This window comes from Sphingomonas sanxanigenens DSM 19645 = NX02 (assembly GCF_000512205.2).
GTDB lineage: Bacteria > Pseudomonadota > Alphaproteobacteria > Sphingomonadales > Sphingomonadaceae > Sphingomonas_D > Sphingomonas_D sanxanigenens.
Genome location: NZ_CP011450.1, coordinates 152,614 through 168,516, shown reverse-complemented (window position 1 = coordinate 168,516; position 15,903 = coordinate 152,614). Strand labels below are relative to the sequence as shown.

Sequence of the window (15,903 nt, the reverse complement as noted above, 5' to 3'; positions counted from 1 at the left end):
TGAATGACTGGGACTTGCTCGCCCCCACCTGTATAGTCATTTGATGCATGCTCCCGCTCGCCCCCATAGCCGCGCATCCGCTCCCCGGGCGAAAGCTGCTTCTGTGGGCGAACCCGCGGTCGACGCTGCCGGTGCGGAGAAGCAACCTCGCTATGTGGCGATCAAAGACAGCATTTTCGAGGACATCCGGGAAGGTCGCCTGAAGCCCGGCGACCAGACGCCGTCAGAGGCCGAGCTCGTCGAGACGTTCAAAGTCTCGCGCATGACCGCAAACCGGGCGTTGCGGGAACTGCAATCGGCCGGTGTCGTGGTACGGCGGGCGGGGCGGGGCAGCTTTGTCGCCGAGCCCCGGCCGATCGGGCAGCTGATCGAGATCCGCAACATCGCGGAGGAGGTGCGCGGCAGGGGCCACGCCTATCGCGCGCGCGTCATTTATAATATCGAGATACGGGCTGATGCGGAAAGGGCAGCTCTGCTGGAAGTCGGCTTGGGCACGCGCCTCTTCCATTCGCTTATCGTCCATCACGAGACCGAATTCCCAATTCAGGTCGAGGAGCGCTTTGTGCTGGCATCTGCTGCGCCACGCTACGGAGAGAGGGATTTCAGCGCCTCGACGCCGAATGAATATCTGACACGTGTTGCCCCGCTCGAGCGAGTAGAGCACCGGGTGTGCGCGGCGATGCCGGATACAGCCATGCGAACAATGCTGGGCCTCGCTGAAGGAGAACCAGTGCTAATGATGACGCGCAGAACCTGGAGTCGCGGACGTCTCGTATCGCACGCTTGGCTCACGCACCCGGGCAATCGGTTCGAGCTATCGGCGGCTTTTTCTGTTGGGACCTAGCGATCAGCCCGCGCCCAACTTGACGGCCGATTTGCGCCTGCGCCGCAACCATCGCACGTCGGCGCGACTGAAGCTCTTAAACAGCAGGTAGAAGCCCGTCCCCGACAGCCACAAAGTACCGAACGCAACGAAGACGATCAGCGGGTGATTGAAGCTGGTGCGGTTCACATAGTCCATATTGTGGAGCATCCAGAAGAAATCCCAGGTGCGCCATGTGTCGCCGCGCATGACCAGGAATCGGCCGGTGTCGGCGGAGATGTAGGCGCTGCTGTTCTCTGCGTCCGCGAAATCCAGTCGCCACATGGTGCCTTCGTGCTCGCGCGCTTCCACATTCGGTTCGGCGAGCAACGTTGCCTTGCGGATCGGTGCTTCATTCACCATCGTCGCGACGTCGCGCGCGACCTGCTCGTCGACCCGAACCGGGGCGCCGCTCGTCGCGTCGATTAGCCGCGTGCCCGTGGTGGATCGAAGCTCGTAGACGGGGCGTGTGGCAAGGGACCGCAAGGCGATGCCGAGCACGGGACCATCAAGAGCGAGCTTTGCCGGCGCAATATAGTCACCGGCAGGTAGGGCGTGCTGATGGCTGGCCTGCGCACTGTGTCCGCCGACCTTCTCCTGATCGAGCAAGGCCATCATCGAGCCGCTCAGAGCCCAAAGGAGAAACTGCACGCCCAGGATCAGGCCGACCCATTTGTGGATGCGCCGAAAAAAGAGCGGGGTGAACCGGATTTTCTTCATGCCTTCTTCTTCCTGCGCCGCGGGAACGACCAAAGCAGCAGCCAAGCCCCGGCCAGCGCCATGGCAAGGGCACTCCAGGTCGCCACGCGCAGCAGCGGATTGTTGACGTCGGAGCGATCGTCATAGTCCATGATGTGCAGCATCCACGCGAAATCGAACACGCGCCACAGCGCATGGCGGCGCGAGATCAGCTCACCGGTCTGCGGAGAGAGATACAGGGTTGGCCGGTTCCAGGCATCGAATTCGACCTGCCAATAGGGAGGCTTGCGCGCCTGCATTTCCAGTGGCGCCGTCGTCAGCAGCCGGGCTGCGACGATGTCCCCGGTGCCGCTGTAGATGCGCCGAGCGGCGGCGCGGATTTGTGCCTCGCTCAAATCGGGGATGGGCTGTCCCGAACCTGCATCGAAGAGTCTTGGACCACCCGGGGTTTGCGCGCGCCAGACGGGCTGATCCATGAACCGTTGCAGGCGGATCTCGGACGCGTCGGGAGCCGATTGAACAATCCGCGCCGGCGGGACGAAGCTCGCAAGGTCGATGGGGGCGACGACCGGTGGGCGGACCAGATCGTCGCCATGGATGATGTCGATATGGACGGCCACCATATAGAAGCCGGTCAGCGTCCAGAGCAGAACCTGGACGCCGACGATCAGGGCCAGCCACTTGTGCGTCCGGCGGATGACCAAAGGCCAGCGAATTGCCATGTGCTGCCCTTCAGAACGCGGTTCGGAAGCCGGCGTAGAAGCGCCGTCCGAGCAGATCATAGGTCATCGTGTCGGTGTTGGCATCGGTGAAGCTCTGGATATAGGGCGCCTTGCGGTCGAACAGATTATCGGCCCCGATCTGGAAACGTGTCTTCTCGTCGATCGCGAAGGCAAGCTGAAGATTGTGGTAGAAGACGTTCGGCGTGCGGTAGCCGATGTCGCCGGCCGATGCGTTGAAGTCGGTCGCCTTGCCGATCCATTGTGTCGACCAGGTCGCGCTGATGCCGTCCTTTTCCGCCGTCAGCACGCCATAACCACGCCATTTCGGATAGCCGCCATTGCCGCCCCCGATAAACCCGTCGAAATAGATCGGCGCGCCGCCGGGGAAGGGGTTTACGACATATTTGTTGAGATAGGTCATGTTGAGATCCAAGGAGATCTTCACCTCGCCCACCGCACCACTGTACACCAGACCCAGATCGAGACCATTCATCTCCTCGCGGCCGGTGTTGATGGGCTGGGCGGAGAGGTAAGTGACCTCGCCGGTCAGCGCGCTGCGCGTAAAGTCGCTGCAGAACGGGTGCGACAGGTTCTGGCTCGCATAGCAGACTGCGAGCTTGGTCGAGCCGGGAATGGCCCGGATCGCGTCCTTGATCTTGATGTCGAACCAGTCTGCCGTCAGCGACAACCCTGGGATGATGCCGCGCGGCGATATCACCGTACCAACGGTCCAGGTCGTGGAGCTTTCGGGCCGAAGGCTCTGGTTACCGCCCACTGTGGTGAGGATCGTGGTGCCGAGCTGCGTATAGTTGGCCGGCACACCGGACGCCTGACAATTGGCGATCAAGGTCACGTTGCCGCTGGAGGTGTAGCGCGAGCAGGGATCGGTCGTGGTCAGATTGCCTTCCGAGACGCCGCCGAAAAGCTCCGGCACGTTGGGAATGCGAAAGCCCGTCCCATAAGTGCCGCGCAGACGGATGCTGTCATTGACTACCCAGTCGGCACTGAGCTTGTAATTCCAGTCGCTCCCGAAGAGATTATAGTCTGAGTAGCGGACTGCGCCATCGAGCGTGAGCGCCTTGGCGAAAGCTGTGTTGGCAAGCACCGGCACCGATAGCTCGAGATAGGCTTCCTTGGCGGTGCTCGAGCCCGAAATAGGATCCTGCTGATTGACGTTCGCCACGCCGAGCACCGTCAACGGGTCGGGATCGCGCCAGCCTTTTTCGCGCCGATAGACCACGCCGGTGGCGAAGGACACCGCGCCGGCTGGAAGGGAGAAGAGATCGCCGTTGAGGTCAGCCGTGACCGTGCCGAGTTCGTTGCCTCCGCGATCGCGCGAGGTGAACAGAATATAATCCAGAACCTGAGGTGTCAGGTCTCCGAACCCAAGATAGTCACCGCAGGGGATGGCCGCGCCCGCCGTGCTGGAGCATTTGCTCCTGTCGAGCGTGTTCGCGACGCGCTCGAGATTGGCGATGTTGGTCGAGCCGTCGACGGCCGTGTTACGCCCGAAGCTGCCCGCGACTTCCCAGGCCCAGTCGTTCGCCAGCTTGCCGCGCAGCCCGAAGGTGCCTTGCCAGGTATCGGTCTCCTGGAAGAAGTGGCGCGCGCCGGGTTCGGCGAGGCGGCGCTGGGCCAGGACCAGGTTCTGGCCGGTCGGATTGGTCGGATTGCTGGCTGGTATCGAGAGATTGCGCAGCGTGCCGGGTGTCGCGATCTGATTCGACTTGCGGAACGTATAGAGGAACTCGCCGAACGCCTGGATACCGTCGGTCAGCGCATAGTCCGCGAAGAAGGCCGTGCTGACGCGCTCGACTGGGCTGACCGCATTGAGAAACGGGTTCGAGTTGAAGTTGTGCTTGGCGGGACTGTAAGGCTCGTAGAAGTTCCCGTTCCCTCCGGGTACCTGGTTGAAGTTGATCTGTTGGCCGTTGGGCAGCACCGCGCGTCCGCCGATCGTCGAGGCGCTGTTGACGCAGCTCAGCGAGCCCGGCGTCGTTTCAGCGAGCGAGCAGGGCGCACGCGAGGCCATGTTGACGGCGCTGGTCTTCTGGTAGGTGACTGCTGCCATGAACCCGCCACGATCGTTGCGAATGCCCCAAAGTAGGTCCGCGGTGAGATCGGAGCCGTCGCCGCGCTCGGTAATGCCTTGTCGGACGCTGAGACCCAGGCCTTCATAATCGGTGCGCGTGACAAGGTTGACCACGCCGGCCATGGCATCGGCCCCGTAGATAGCGGACGCGCCATCCTTGAGGACATCGGTGCGTGCCAGCGCCACGACCGGGATCATGTTGAGATCGGGTGAGGAATTGGCGCCGGTGCCGCCCGCGACGAGGCGTCGGCCGTTGAGGAGCACGAGTGTGCGCTTGATGCCGAGGCCGCGCAGATTGACCTGAGCAGTGCCATAACCGTTGTTGGTCCAGTAGGCCGATGTCTGGTTGCCCGCGAAGCCGGCATTGGCCGGCAAACGCTGCAAGGCGGTTTCGATATTGACGATGCCGGTATTTTGGATCTGCTCGGCGGTGACCACGGTGGCCGGTCCAACCCCGGCCAGATCCTGCCGACGGATTCGTGAGCCGGTAACGACGATGTCGCTGTCATCCCCCAGGACTTGTGCTTTTGGCTGCGGTGTCGGATCGGCCTGAGCGAGAGCCGGCGCGGCGTAGCCCGCGACGATGGCGGCGCTGCCGAGCAGGGCCATCCTGATGGTCATGTGCAATCCCCCTGACGTTTTAGAACAGCCACAGACAACATCAGTTGTATATACAGGTCAACAGTATTTTTCCTGTTTTTCCAATACCTTATTCTCGTGAAATTTAGATATAGATATAGCTATAATACGCACGCCAGACGTCGAACCCTCATGACTGAAGAGATATTTTTGCGAGCGCTCATTTGCAAAGCTGCTGAGATAGGAGATAGAATATCATATCGTAATACAGCCTCGCACGCTTCGATTTGATGATCGGGACATTTGGCCGGCAAGAATGCGAAGCGGCATGATCACATGTTATTGGTGTCGGCGTGATATACCTAGGTATAGCGCTAGAGATGCTCCGGGAACATTAGTCCTTTGCTGAGCTTGCACGCGCCAGGGAAAGTAATACCGATGCGGACCGCATTTGATCCTCGTTTCCTGGATGTGTCGCGCCTTCTTCCGGATTGAGCCGCAGGTTCGCCTTTTGAGGCAGATGAAACGACTCCTGACGAAACGTCGTGCGACGAGTCCGGCGACCTGAGATCGTCGCGCAGCCACTGGGTCACTTGGCGATGATCCAATCCGGTTCGGCAGTGGCGGCGCAGTCCTCGAACGTCGATCGCATCCGCGGAGCCGACGGGCCGGCTTGTGCATGAGCCGCCCTGATTTTGCCGCTGGGCAGTACGGCAGGTTGCGAAAAATGCTTGCTGTGTCCCGGTCGGCGCGCGGGCGTGCAGCTCGCGCCTCGCACGATCACACGCGCAGCAGTCGCCCCACCGCCCGCATGATCGTCGCCCGGCGCGCCGCGTGCTCGGCAGCGTCGCGTGCAGCTCCGGTCATGCACCAGAGCTGGGTGAGGGCGGCGACAAGCCGGACGACATCCAGGGGCGTGAAGTCGGCGACGATCCGCCCCTCGGCCTGCGCCGCTGCGATCCCGTCCAGCTTCTCCCCGAGAAGGACCTCGCCGGCCGGGAGCATCAGAACATCCTGGCCACGCTCCAAATGATGCCAGGTCAGCAGCCTCCACAGGCGCGGGCGTTCGACCAGCAAGTCATAGGTGCGCCCCGCATAACCCTCAAGATCATTGGGATCGAAGCGATCGGCCTGCGCCGCGTCCATCACTTCCTGCGTCAGCGCGGCATCGAAGAGCGCCTCCTTGTCCCCGAAATAGGTGTAGAGCATCGGCTTGCTGATACCCGCCGCCTGCGCAATCCGGTCGATCCGCGCGCCCGCCAGCCCATGGGACGCGAACTCCTCGGTCGCTGCAGCCAGGAGCGTCTCGCGGCTCTGTGCGGCATTCCGCCGGGTTCGTTGCTTCATCACACCTCCAAGCATTGACGCATTCCAGGTTTCAAGTTACCTACCAGTTGGTAATATATGGAGTAACATATGTCCAATCACTGGTTTCTCACGGGCGCGTCCAGCGGCATCGGCCGCCATCTGGCCGAACTGATCCTGGCCGCTGGCGACGACCTTACCGCGACGGCCCGCAAGCCCGAAAGCCTCGATGATCTCGCGGCGAAATATCCGAGCCAGCTGCGCGTCGAAGCGCTCGACGTCACGGTCAAGGACGATATTGCTGCGGTCGTGGCCCGGGCGCAGGCGCGTCGACCCGTCGATATTCTGGTCAACAACGCCGGCGGCGGCGTGATCGGCGCCACCGAAGAGATGTCGGACGCCGAGGTCGAAGGCCAGATCGCGCTCAATCTCATGGCGCCCATCCACATCACCCGCGCCTTTGTCCCCGCCATGCGGCTGCGCGGGAGCGGCCGGATCATCCAGATCTCCAGCGCTAGTGGTCAGGGCTCGCTTCCGACGAGCAGTCTCTATCATGTGGCCAAATGGGGCCTGGAGGGCTTCAGCGAATGCCTCCGCCAGGAGCTTGAACCCTTCAACCTGTTCGTGACACTGATCGAGCCGGGCGGGGCGCGCACCAGCTTCAGCCACAATCTGCAATTCGCCAGCGAGATCGCCGCGTATCGCGATACGCCCGCCGGCCATATCCGCAAGATGTTCGAGACCGCCGGAAACGAGCTCTACACGCTCGACCCGCAAAAGATCGCGCAAGCGATCGTTGATGTCGCAACCAGCGACCATCCGCCGCTGCGCGTGACTCTGGGGGGTGACGCTTTCGGCGTTGTCCAGGCGGCGCTGCAATCGCGGCTCGCCTTTCTGCAGTCCCAGGAAGCGCTCGCGCGCTCGGTCGCTTTCGACAGTTGAGCTTTTCCGTCTTCCAGCTTTCGTCTCCGCGCGGTGCGACGCGCCTCACCGGGGCCCGGCAACCCTGTCGTCAGCGCCGTTATCCGATACTTAGGTATAGTCATCCGACACGATTGCAGAGGCGCCACACGGGCAATCGCTTGGTACCATCGCAAGAGAGGAAAACCCTCGCGGTCGCCAATCAAGGGTGCGCAGACCTTCGCAGTCTGCGTGCCCTTGATGTGGCAGCGCGCCGCCCAGCCACGCGCGTCATGAACGGGAGCGGCCTTCTGCGAAACCCAACGCTCCGCCGCATTTTCTATAAGCTCTCGCTCGAATTGCTGCGCGCCGCCTTCTTCTTCCTGCGATTGGGCTTGAAGAATGACGAGTGTTTGTGCGCGCGTCTCAATAGGCGAGGCACACGGCTTCCGGTCGCCGCCGCCGTTCTTTGTCACAATGGCAAACGGCTACGGCCGGCGACCCTGATCGATCCGGCGTGCGAGCACGTCGGCAAGGATGACTTCGTGTGGATCAAAATGTCCCAGCCCAGCGAAACAGAACTTGCCGACATCGCCGGGAATTACGGCCTTCACCCGCTTGCCATGGAAGGTGCCGACAACGGCCACCAGATTTCGAAGCTCGACGATCACATGCTCAGGGTTGAGAGCGCCATCACCGGCATCCGCGACATCCTGATCTCGGTGTTCGAGGCGAGTCACCTGCTCGAACAGCAGCGCCAAGGTGCGATCACCCGTTAGCTTGCCGCCCGGGCTGCGATCCTCGCGGTGCCTACCGCGATTGCCGGAATCTACGGCATGAATTTCGAGAATATGCCCGAACTGAAGACGCAATGGGGATATTTCGTCATCCTCGGCGTCATCGCTGCGGTCTGCATTGGGCTCTACATCCGGTTCAAACGTAGCCACTGGCTTTGACGGCGCAGATCGGCTTTCCACATCGCGCCGGGCTGAGGCTGCCGGGGGCCGGCCGCCACAATTCAATGCTTTCGAAGCGTCTCGATGCGGTGCCGGTCCAACGCTTCGAGCAAAGCCCTGCCGATCAGCGGCTTTGCGAGAACATGATCGAAGCCCGCCTCAGCGGCCCGCGAGGCCAGCAGCGTGTCATGAAAGCCTGAGATCATGATCGCGCGTCCCGACCATCCGATCTCGCGAAGGTGACGCAGCATCGCGAATCCGTCGATGTCGGGCATGCGATAGTCGAGGATGACGCAGTCTGCCTCCTTCGCGCGGGGGTCGGCCAACAGCGCGTGGCCGGTCGTATATCCCCACACGGCATAGCCGCGCGATCTCAGCAGCAGCTGGAGGCCACGCCGCACGCCGGGATCGTCGTCGGAGACGAGGATGGTGTATCTGCCATCATGCTGGGTGGAACGGACCGATGGCATTGCGAGAAGCGGACACCCGTGTGACGATTGCACCATCGATCGCATATCGCGCCTCGTCCCGTCGCTACGTAGAGGTCGCAGTCACTTCGGCTTGCGGCCCATGCCCGCGGCAAAGGCGATCCGCAGGGCTTCGGACAGATTGCGGACCTCGAGCTTGGCCATCAGGCTCGCGCGATGGACCTCGACCGTTCGCGATGAACAGCCCAGGTCATAGGCGATCGTCTTGTTGGGCAGGCCGTTGGCCAGCCCTTCGAGCACTTCCCGCTCCCGGGGCGTCAGTGCAGCGACCCGCACCCCTGCTTCGGACGTTTCCAGGGTACGAAGGTCGACATCGTCGAGACGTGCGAACGCGCGGCTGACGGCGCCGAGCAGGGCGGCTTTCTCGAAGGGTTTCTCGAGAAAGTCGACCGCGCCGCCTTTCATGGCCTGCACCGCAACCGACACGTCGCCATGGCCGGTCAGGACGATGACCGGCATATTGACCCCGCGTGCTGCCATGGCGGCCTGAATCTCGAGACCGTCCATCTCGGGCATGCGCACGTCGAGGATGACGCAGCCGACGGCCGCCGACTTCGCCTCCTTGAGAAACTCCACGCCCGAGGCATAGGTCACGACGTCGTAGCCCGCGGTCTTGAGCGCAAAGCTCGCCGCCTTGCGGATGCTCTCCTCGTCGTCGACCAGATGGATGACGCGTCTATCCCCCATGTTCCTCCTCCGCCCGCGCATGGATCAAGGTAAAATGAAAGCGCGCGCCGCCGCGGTCGGGGCGCTCCATCCAGATACGGCCCCCATGCGCTTCGATGATGGTCCGGCAGATCGAAAGGCCGAGGCCCATGCCGTCGGCCTTTGTCGACTTGAACGCCGTGAAGAGCTGCTCCCGGACCTCGTCGGCGATGCCGGGGCCGGTATCCTCCACGGTCACCTCGATCAGCCCGTCAGGGCGCAACCTGGTCGCTACCTTGAGGTCGCGAACAGGACACGCCGCCATCGCCTCGATGGCGTTGCGCATCAGGTTGACCAGCACCTGCTGGATCTGCACCCTGTCGACGAGAACCGGCGTCGCGGCGGGATCGACCGCGAAGAAGCTGCGGATGCCGCGCTCGCGTGCACCGACCAGCGCGAGCTCGCTCGCCTCGGCGACAACCTGCGGCAGATCGTGGAGGCTCTTGTCGACCTCGCCGCGGGCGACGAAATCGCGCAGGCGCCGGACGATATGGCCGGCCCGCAGCGTTTCCTGTGCCGCATCATCCATCACCGACCGTAGCGACACGAAGGGTTCGTCGTCCCGCTCGTCGAGCATGTCGCGGATCGTCTCGAGATAGAGCGCGACCGCGGCAAGCGGCTGGTTGAGCTCATGCGCGAGGGTCGAGGCCATCGTGCCCATCGCGCTCAGCCGGGAGACATGGACCAGCTCTGCCTGCAGTTCCTTGAGCCTGAGCTCATCCTGCTCCTTGGCGGTGAGATCCCGGATGAAGCCGGTGAACAACCGCTGCCCGTCTTCACCGGCCTCGCCAACCGACAGCTGCATCGGGAAGGTCGAGCCGTCGCGGCGCTGGCCGACCACGACGCGGCCGAGGCCGATGATCCGGCGCTCGCCGGTCTGGAGATAATGCGCGATATATTCGTCATGCCGGTCGCGATCGGGCTGGGGCATCAGGCAGGAGACGTTGCGGCCGACGAGCTCGGTTTCCGAATAGCCGAACAGGCGTTGGGCGGCCGCGCTGAACGACGTGATGTCGCCGGTCTCGTCGATGATGATCATCGCATCGGGGACGGTCGCCAGGATCGACTGGAGATGCTGCTCGCGGGTCTCGATTGACGCCCGGACCGCCGCCTCGTCGGTGACATCGCGACTGATGCAGGCAAAGCCTCGATGTGCGTCGCCTTCGAACAGGGCGCTGATCGTCAGGCGCGCGAGATACTCCGCTCCGTTCTCGCAGACCCGCCACGCTTCGCGCTCCAGCGTGCCTTCGTGAAGGGCGGCCGCCAGGTCTGCGCACGGGCGGCCGGCCGCAATCTCGTCGGGCGGGTAGAACAGGTCATGGGGCTGTCCCAGGACGCGATCGAGGGGCCAGCATTCGGCACGCTCGCCTTCTTCATTATAGCTCAGCACGATCCCGGCAGGATCGAGCAGCGTCAGGACATGGCCGCCAGCCTGTCGCAGGAACAACGGCGCAAGCCGCACCACCTCCCTGGCAATCTCGTCCGCCCCGCGCCTCGTGTCGACCATCGGCCGGCTCACATACCTGGCCGGGCGCACGTATCCGGGCGTAGCCCGACCGTGCCACTCAGCGCCGCGCGAGTATGGCCTTCATCTCGTCGATTTCCTGCCGCTGCGAGCGCTTGATCGATTCGCAAAGCCGGATGACTTCCGGATCGCTGAGCTTTGCTTCCTGGCACATCAGGATCGCCCCGGAATGGTGCGGGATCATCGAGCGCAGAAAGGCCGTGTCGCCGATCGTGGTCTGGGTGCGGATGAGTGCAAAGCTGCCGAAGAAGGCGACCAGCGACGCGGCGATCAGCGCGATGTTGGCGGCCTTCGACGCGAACATGTGCCGCATGGCGAGGATCATCAGCACCACCATCGGCGCGACCATCATCAGCGTCATGTAGAGCATGTTGAGGTTGTTGTAGAAGCTGTCGAGCCCGTCGATCATGACGAACATCACCAGATACATGATGACGCCGCTGATGACGGTCTGAACGGCAAGGCTCCAATAGGCGCCCATCTTCCGGGTGTTCATGTGGGACGAATGGTCCATGGCGTATCTCCTTCGCTCGGCGCCGGCCGACCTGGGTATGAGTGTAACGCCCCGCTCTCTTGTTCGCCCCCGCCATCAGCCGTCCTGATGCTAAAACCAGAAGCGAACGCCGGCGACGAAGCTGGTGGCATGGACGTCCTCGCCCGCAAGCCTCGACAGCCGCGCCGTGTCTCCGGCTTTGCGCAGATAGGAAACGCCGATGTAAGGCGCGAACTGGCGGCTGAATTCGTAGCGCAGGCGCGCGCCGAGCTCTATGTTGACCAGCCCCGAACCGATGTCGTTCTCCGGAATATCCTGTGCGGCGAAATTGACCTCGGCGCGCGGCTGGAGGATCAGGCGCTGGGTGATACGCTGGTCGTAATAGCCCTCGACCCGGCCCAGAACATCGCCCTTGGTCGAAAGGAACAGCGCGCCCTCGACCTCGAACATGCCAGGAGCCAGGCCCTCGACGCCGATCGTCGCGTAGGTGCGGTCGGGCCCGCGGCCGAAGTCCTGGCGGATACCGCCCTGAAGATTGAAATAGGGGTCGATGGCCCGGCTGTAGAGCACCTGCACCTCGGCGCTGTCGATGCCGCGGCCGAACTCGCCTTCGCCCTCGCTCTTGAGCCAGAGCCGGTTGATGTCGCCGCCGTAAAAGCCTTCGCCATCCCAGCGATAGCCATCGCGGCCGCTATGCGCCTGATACTCGAACACGTTGAGCAGCACCTGCCCGAAATTGTTGCCGCCGCTATCCTTCATCATGATGTCGCGCGAGCGCGCCATCTCGCCGCCGGGAAAATCACGATCGGCGAAGTGGTCGCTTGGGGGAGGCGGCGGGGGCGCATTGCCGGCCGGAAGCGCCGTGCCGGTCATTTGCATGCCGGGCATGGCGGGCATTCCCGGCATCGTTGTCTGGCCATGCTGCGAATGGTCCATACCCGGCATCTCCGGCATCGCGGGAGACGCGGGTTGCGGCTGACCGGCCGCATCTCCCTGCGGCGCAGGACTGGCCTGGTGCTGCGAATGGTCCATCGCCGAGGTGGCGTCCGGCGCTGGTGTCTGAGCGCGCGGCCTGGCGGCGGCCTTGTCCTTCTTCTTCTCCTGCGCCGGCGCCACTTCGCCCGGCGGCGCCATGCCGGGCATGCCGTGCATCGAATGATCCTGGGCAAAGGCGGGCGCGGCAGCGAAAAGGGCGATCGCGCTCACCAGCGGCGTGAGGATGCGGGTCATTACGCGTCTCCCTTCGGACGGACGCTCACGACCCGCATCATCCCTGCATGCATGTGGTAGAGGAGATGACAGTGGAAGGCCCAGTCGCCGACCGCGTCGGCGGTGAAGTCCCAGGTCACCTTGCCGCCGGGCTGGACGATCACCGTATGCTTGCGCGGCGCATGATCGCCATGCCCCGTCACCAGCTCGAAAAAATGCCCGTGAATATGGATCGGATGCCCCATCATCGTGTCGTTGATGAGATTGACGCGCACCCGCTCGCCTTCGATGAAGGGGATCGGCTCGTGATGGTCCGACATTTTTTCGCCGTCGAACGACCACATGAACCGCTCCATGTTGCCGGTGAGGTGAATGTCGATGCTGCGGCTCGGCGCGCGCACGTCCGGATTGCGATCGAGCGCCATCAGGTCCCTGTAGACAAGCACCTTGTGGCCGACGTCGGCGAGGCCCTGGCCGGGCTCGCCGGTGCGGTCTACGGGCATCGGCGAGATGGTCTGGACGCTCGGGTCGCGCTTCACCTGGGGCGCATTCGAGAAGTCGCGCATCTTCATCGAGCCCATCGCGTGCCCGCCATGATCCATGCCCGCCATCTGGCCATCGGCGCCCATCGCGCCGTGGTCCATGCCGGCCATCGATCCATGATCCATCCCCGAATGATCCATGCCTGCCATGGCGCTATTGTCCATGGTCGCCATCGCTGCCGCCGCGCCGGTCGCGAGGCGCGCGGACGCGTTCTTCTCGGCCGTCGGATCGACGCCCCGCATAGCGCCGCCCGACATGTCCATGCCTTCCATGCCCGGCATCGAGGACATGTCCATGCCCATGTCCTTCATGTCGGCGAGCGGCCGTTTGCGTAAGGGGGGAACCTCGCCGGCCATGCCGGCCCGCGGCGCGAGCGTGGCACGCGCCATGCCCGAGCGGTCGATCGCCTCGCCGACAAGGGTGTAGGCCTTGTCATCGCCTGGGCTGACAACGACGTCGTAGGTCTCGGCAACACCAATCTGGAACTCGTCGACGGTGACCGGCACCACATTCTGCCCGTCGGCCTGGACGATGGTCAGCGGCAGGCCGGGGATGCGGACGTTGAAGGTGGTCATCGCCGACGCATTGATGACCCGCAGCCGCACCCGTTCGCCCGGGGTGAAGAGCGCGGTCCAGTTGTCCATCGGACCATGGCCGTTGACGAGATAGGTGTAGGTGGATCCGGTCACATCGGAGATGTCGGCCGGGTCCATCCGCATCTGGCCCCAGTCGAGCCGGTCCTTGAGCGGCTGATCCTTGCCCGACAGGAGCCCGGCCAGGGTCTGGCGCTGGAAATTGAAATGGCCGGGGTTGACCTTGAGGCGCCGGAAGATCGCCTGCGGCGAGAGCGCGCTGTGATCGGCGAGCACGATGACATGCTCGCGGTCATAGGCGACCGGATCGGCACCGGCGGGATCGATGATGATCGGGCCGTAATGGCCTTCCTGTTCCTGCAGGCCTGAATGGCTGTGGTACCAGTAGGTGCCGCTTTGCACGACGGAGAACTGGTAGAGGTAGTTCGAGCCCGGCTTGATGCCCGGAAAAGACACGCCCGGCACACCGTCCATATTGGCCGGCAGGATCAGCCCGTGCCAGTGGATCGAGCTGTCCTCCTCCAGCTGATTGATGACGTTGAGCCGCACGCGCTGGCCCTCGCGCAGCCGGATCAGCGGGGCGGGGACCGTGCCGTTGAGGCCGATTGCCCGGAACTTGCGCCCGTCGATGGTCATCGACTGCCGGGCGATGGTGAGCGTGATGTCTTCGCCCGACACGGTCGGCAGCGTCGGTCGCATCCCCGGCGAGATCGTCTGCGCCCAGGCCGGCAGCCAGGCTGACAATGCTGCGCCGCCGCCGGCGAGGGCCGCGCCGCGGAGGAACTGGCGGCGGTCGAGAGCAGAAATCATTCGGTTGTCTCAGCTTTAAGAAAGAGGGCGGACCTATTGGAAATACGCAGCGTGGCCTCATCCCCCTCAAACTTTCTTCAACATTTCCGCGAGGCGTGCGCGGGCGCGGTAGAGGCGGGTCTCGACTGCCTTCTGGCTGATGCCGAGAATCTCGGCGGTTTCGGCTTCCGATTTCTCGTCGATCGTCCGCAGGATGAGCGTGTCCTTGAGAGAGGCGGGCAGGGCGGCGATCGCTTTCATCGCCTCTGCCAGTTGCTGCTCGGCGCCGATTGCCTGGTCGGGTAGCGGCGCCTCATCGGCGACGTCATCCGCCTCGCCCAGCGGCAGGGCCATGGAGAAGAAGTTCCGGACCGCGCGCCGGCGCCGCCAGTCATGGCATTTGTTGATGACGATCCGGGACATCCAGACCGGAAAAGGTCGCGCAGCGTCATAGCGGTTGAGTGCGGCAAAGGCCGCGACGAAGCTCGCCTGGGTGACATCTAAGGCCTCATCCATAGATCCGACATGGCTGCGCACGAGCCGGTGAACCCAACCTTGATGCCGCCGGACCAGTTCGCCATAAGCCGCTTGCCGCCCGCCAAGCGCCAAAGCCGCGAGCTCCCCGTCCGAGCAGTCGGGGAGGCTCGCGGTCATTTGGACTTGGCCGTCAGCGCTTTCACGACGGCGTCGTCGAACTTCTCGGTCTGATCGGGACGCAGCACGGCCCGCATTGCGAAGATGTGCTCGAGCGTTTCCTTCTGCAGGGCCCCCATGGCCTGGTGCGAGCGATCCACCGCCGCTGCGACTTGCGGGCCATAGCCATGCTCCGCTTCGATCGCCTCCGCGAGGCGCGCATTGTCGGCGCGCAGTTCGGCCTCCAGCGCTTGACGCCGTAAGGCGTAGTTCTTCTCGATTGTCTCGAGCCGGCTGTGTTGCGCGGAATCCAGCTTCAGATCGCGATGGAGCAGCTCGTGCAGCTCATTTTCGACCGGGCGTACTGGAACCACATAGACGCGGCCGATGACAACGCCAGCGATCGCCGCGGCAAAGGTCAGCAGGACGAGGAGCAGGAGCCGGCGGTCGCGCATCATTGTGAACTCAGCAGCGTCGAAGGAGCGAGCGCGAGCCGCGCGTCAAAGGGCGATATCGGCCCGGCTTCGGTCGACCGCACAGGCACGGCCGAGCCGGCAATTCCCAGGAACAAGGCTGCTGCCGCGGCGATACCGAATGTCGTGGCGCTCAGGCGGGGCATGGCCTGGAGCCGGGCGATCTCGGCCATGACGCGGCTGTCCAGCCCGGCAAGCCGGGGATCGAGCGGCGCTTCCCGCAACCGGCTGAGCATGTCGTCGAGGTGGTCCATGATGTTTCTCCGTCTTCACTTCTCAATACGCAGGATGGTCCGGCAACCCTTGTCCGGGAACAAAAAGAAAATTGCGAGGGGTG

At 63.6% G+C, this 15,903-nt stretch carries 17 protein-coding genes; 4 read left to right on the top strand and 13 right to left on the bottom strand.

Features of this window, described 5'->3' with window-relative positions; genetic code table 11:
• Window positions 1–154 precede the first annotated feature (154 nt).
• Window positions 155–844 carry a histidine utilization transcriptional repressor HutC gene (hutC, locus tag NX02_RS29500; protein ID WP_230588639.1) on the top strand — a complete coding sequence of 230 codons (690 nt, stop codon included), beginning with the start codon at window positions 155–157 and terminating at the stop codon, window positions 842–844.
• Between the two features lie 3 nt (window positions 845–847).
• Here the strand turns inward: hutC and NX02_RS29495 are convergent, their stop codons facing one another.
• The 4 genes from NX02_RS29495 to NX02_RS29480 form a co-directional block, all read right to left on the bottom strand.
• A complete protein-coding gene (locus NX02_RS29495; protein WP_004213137.1) occupies window positions 848–1,582 on the bottom strand; it encodes a PepSY domain-containing protein in 735 nt (244 codons plus the stop codon).
• The gene (locus NX02_RS29490) at window positions 1,579–2,283 is read right to left on the bottom strand and encodes a PepSY domain-containing protein (RefSeq protein ID WP_004213138.1); all 705 of its coding nucleotides are present in this window, start codon (window positions 2,281–2,283) and stop codon (window positions 1,579–1,581) included. The genes NX02_RS29495 and NX02_RS29490 overlap by 4 nt, the downstream gene beginning before the upstream one ends.
• A gap of 10 nt (window positions 2,284–2,293) precedes the next feature.
• On the bottom strand, window positions 2,294–4,996 hold the full coding sequence (locus NX02_RS29485; RefSeq protein ID WP_015449259.1) for a TonB-dependent receptor domain-containing protein: 2,703 nt from the start codon (window positions 4,994–4,996) through the stop codon (window positions 2,294–2,296).
• A gap of 738 nt (window positions 4,997–5,734) precedes the next feature.
• Window positions 5,735–6,301, bottom strand: a complete 567-nt coding sequence (locus NX02_RS29480) for a TetR/AcrR family transcriptional regulator (protein ID WP_015449258.1) — start codon at window positions 6,299–6,301, stop codon at window positions 5,735–5,737.
• A gap of 69 nt (window positions 6,302–6,370) precedes the next feature.
• Here NX02_RS29480 and NX02_RS29475 point away from each other — a divergent pair, with 69 nt between their 5' ends.
• From NX02_RS29475 to NX02_RS33795, 3 genes are all read left to right on the top strand, one after another.
• Window positions 6,371–7,201, top strand: a complete 831-nt coding sequence (locus NX02_RS29475; RefSeq protein ID WP_037479754.1) for an SDR family oxidoreductase — start codon at window positions 6,371–6,373, stop codon at window positions 7,199–7,201.
• Window positions 7,202–7,452: 251 nt separating this feature from the next.
• The gene (locus NX02_RS33800) at window positions 7,453–7,938 is read left to right on the top strand and encodes a hypothetical protein (RefSeq protein ID WP_016743853.1); all 486 of its coding nucleotides are present in this window, start codon (window positions 7,453–7,455) and stop codon (window positions 7,936–7,938) included.
• An 18-nt stretch (window positions 7,939–7,956) separates the two neighbouring features.
• Complete coding sequence (locus NX02_RS33795; protein WP_254908007.1) at window positions 7,957–8,115, top strand: CorA family divalent cation transporter; 159 nt, start codon at window positions 7,957–7,959, stop codon at window positions 8,113–8,115.
• 62 nt (window positions 8,116–8,177) lie between these two features.
• Here the strand turns inward: NX02_RS33795 and NX02_RS29465 are convergent, their stop codons facing one another.
• The 9 genes from NX02_RS29465 to NX02_RS29425 all read right to left on the bottom strand — a co-directional run bounded on the left by NX02_RS29465 (window position 8,178) and on the right by NX02_RS29425 (window position 15,820).
• Complete coding sequence (locus NX02_RS29465; protein ID WP_016743851.1) at window positions 8,178–8,585, bottom strand: response regulator; 408 nt, start codon at window positions 8,583–8,585, stop codon at window positions 8,178–8,180.
• 81 nt (window positions 8,586–8,666) lie between these two features.
• Window positions 8,667–9,290 carry a response regulator transcription factor gene (locus NX02_RS29460; RefSeq protein WP_015449255.1) on the bottom strand — a complete coding sequence of 208 codons (624 nt, stop codon included), beginning with the start codon at window positions 9,288–9,290 and terminating at the stop codon, window positions 8,667–8,669.
• Complete coding sequence (locus NX02_RS29455; RefSeq protein ID WP_030089528.1) at window positions 9,280–10,815, bottom strand: PAS domain-containing sensor histidine kinase; 1,536 nt, start codon at window positions 10,813–10,815, stop codon at window positions 9,280–9,282. Before NX02_RS29455 ends, NX02_RS29460 begins: the two co-directional genes overlap by 11 nt.
• A 58-nt stretch (window positions 10,816–10,873) precedes the next feature.
• Window positions 10,874–11,347 carry a DUF305 domain-containing protein gene (locus tag NX02_RS29450; protein WP_013039091.1) on the bottom strand — a complete coding sequence of 158 codons (474 nt, stop codon included), beginning with the start codon at window positions 11,345–11,347 and terminating at the stop codon, window positions 10,874–10,876.
• A gap of 90 nt (window positions 11,348–11,437) precedes the next feature.
• A complete protein-coding gene (locus tag NX02_RS29445; protein WP_039335436.1) occupies window positions 11,438–12,556 on the bottom strand; it encodes a copper resistance protein B in 1,119 nt (372 codons plus the stop codon).
• Window positions 12,556–14,481 (bottom strand): copper resistance system multicopper oxidase, encoded by a 1,926-nt coding sequence (locus NX02_RS29440; RefSeq protein ID WP_047100335.1) that lies wholly within the window; start codon window positions 14,479–14,481, stop codon window positions 12,556–12,558. The genes NX02_RS29445 and NX02_RS29440 overlap by 1 nt, the downstream gene beginning before the upstream one ends.
• Before the next feature lie 66 nt (window positions 14,482–14,547).
• The gene (locus NX02_RS29435; RefSeq protein WP_047100334.1) at window positions 14,548–15,114 is read right to left on the bottom strand and encodes an RNA polymerase sigma factor; all 567 of its coding nucleotides are present in this window, start codon (window positions 15,112–15,114) and stop codon (window positions 14,548–14,550) included.
• Entirely contained in the window at window positions 15,111–15,548 is a 438-nt protein-coding gene (locus NX02_RS29430) for a periplasmic heavy metal sensor (protein WP_039335535.1), read from the bottom strand. The genes NX02_RS29435 and NX02_RS29430 overlap by 4 nt, the downstream gene beginning before the upstream one ends.
• Complete coding sequence (locus tag NX02_RS29425) at window positions 15,548–15,820, bottom strand: hypothetical protein (RefSeq protein WP_007406394.1); 273 nt, start codon at window positions 15,818–15,820, stop codon at window positions 15,548–15,550. Before NX02_RS29425 ends, NX02_RS29430 begins: the two co-directional genes overlap by 1 nt.
• Between the last annotated feature and the right edge of the window lie 83 nt (window positions 15,821–15,903).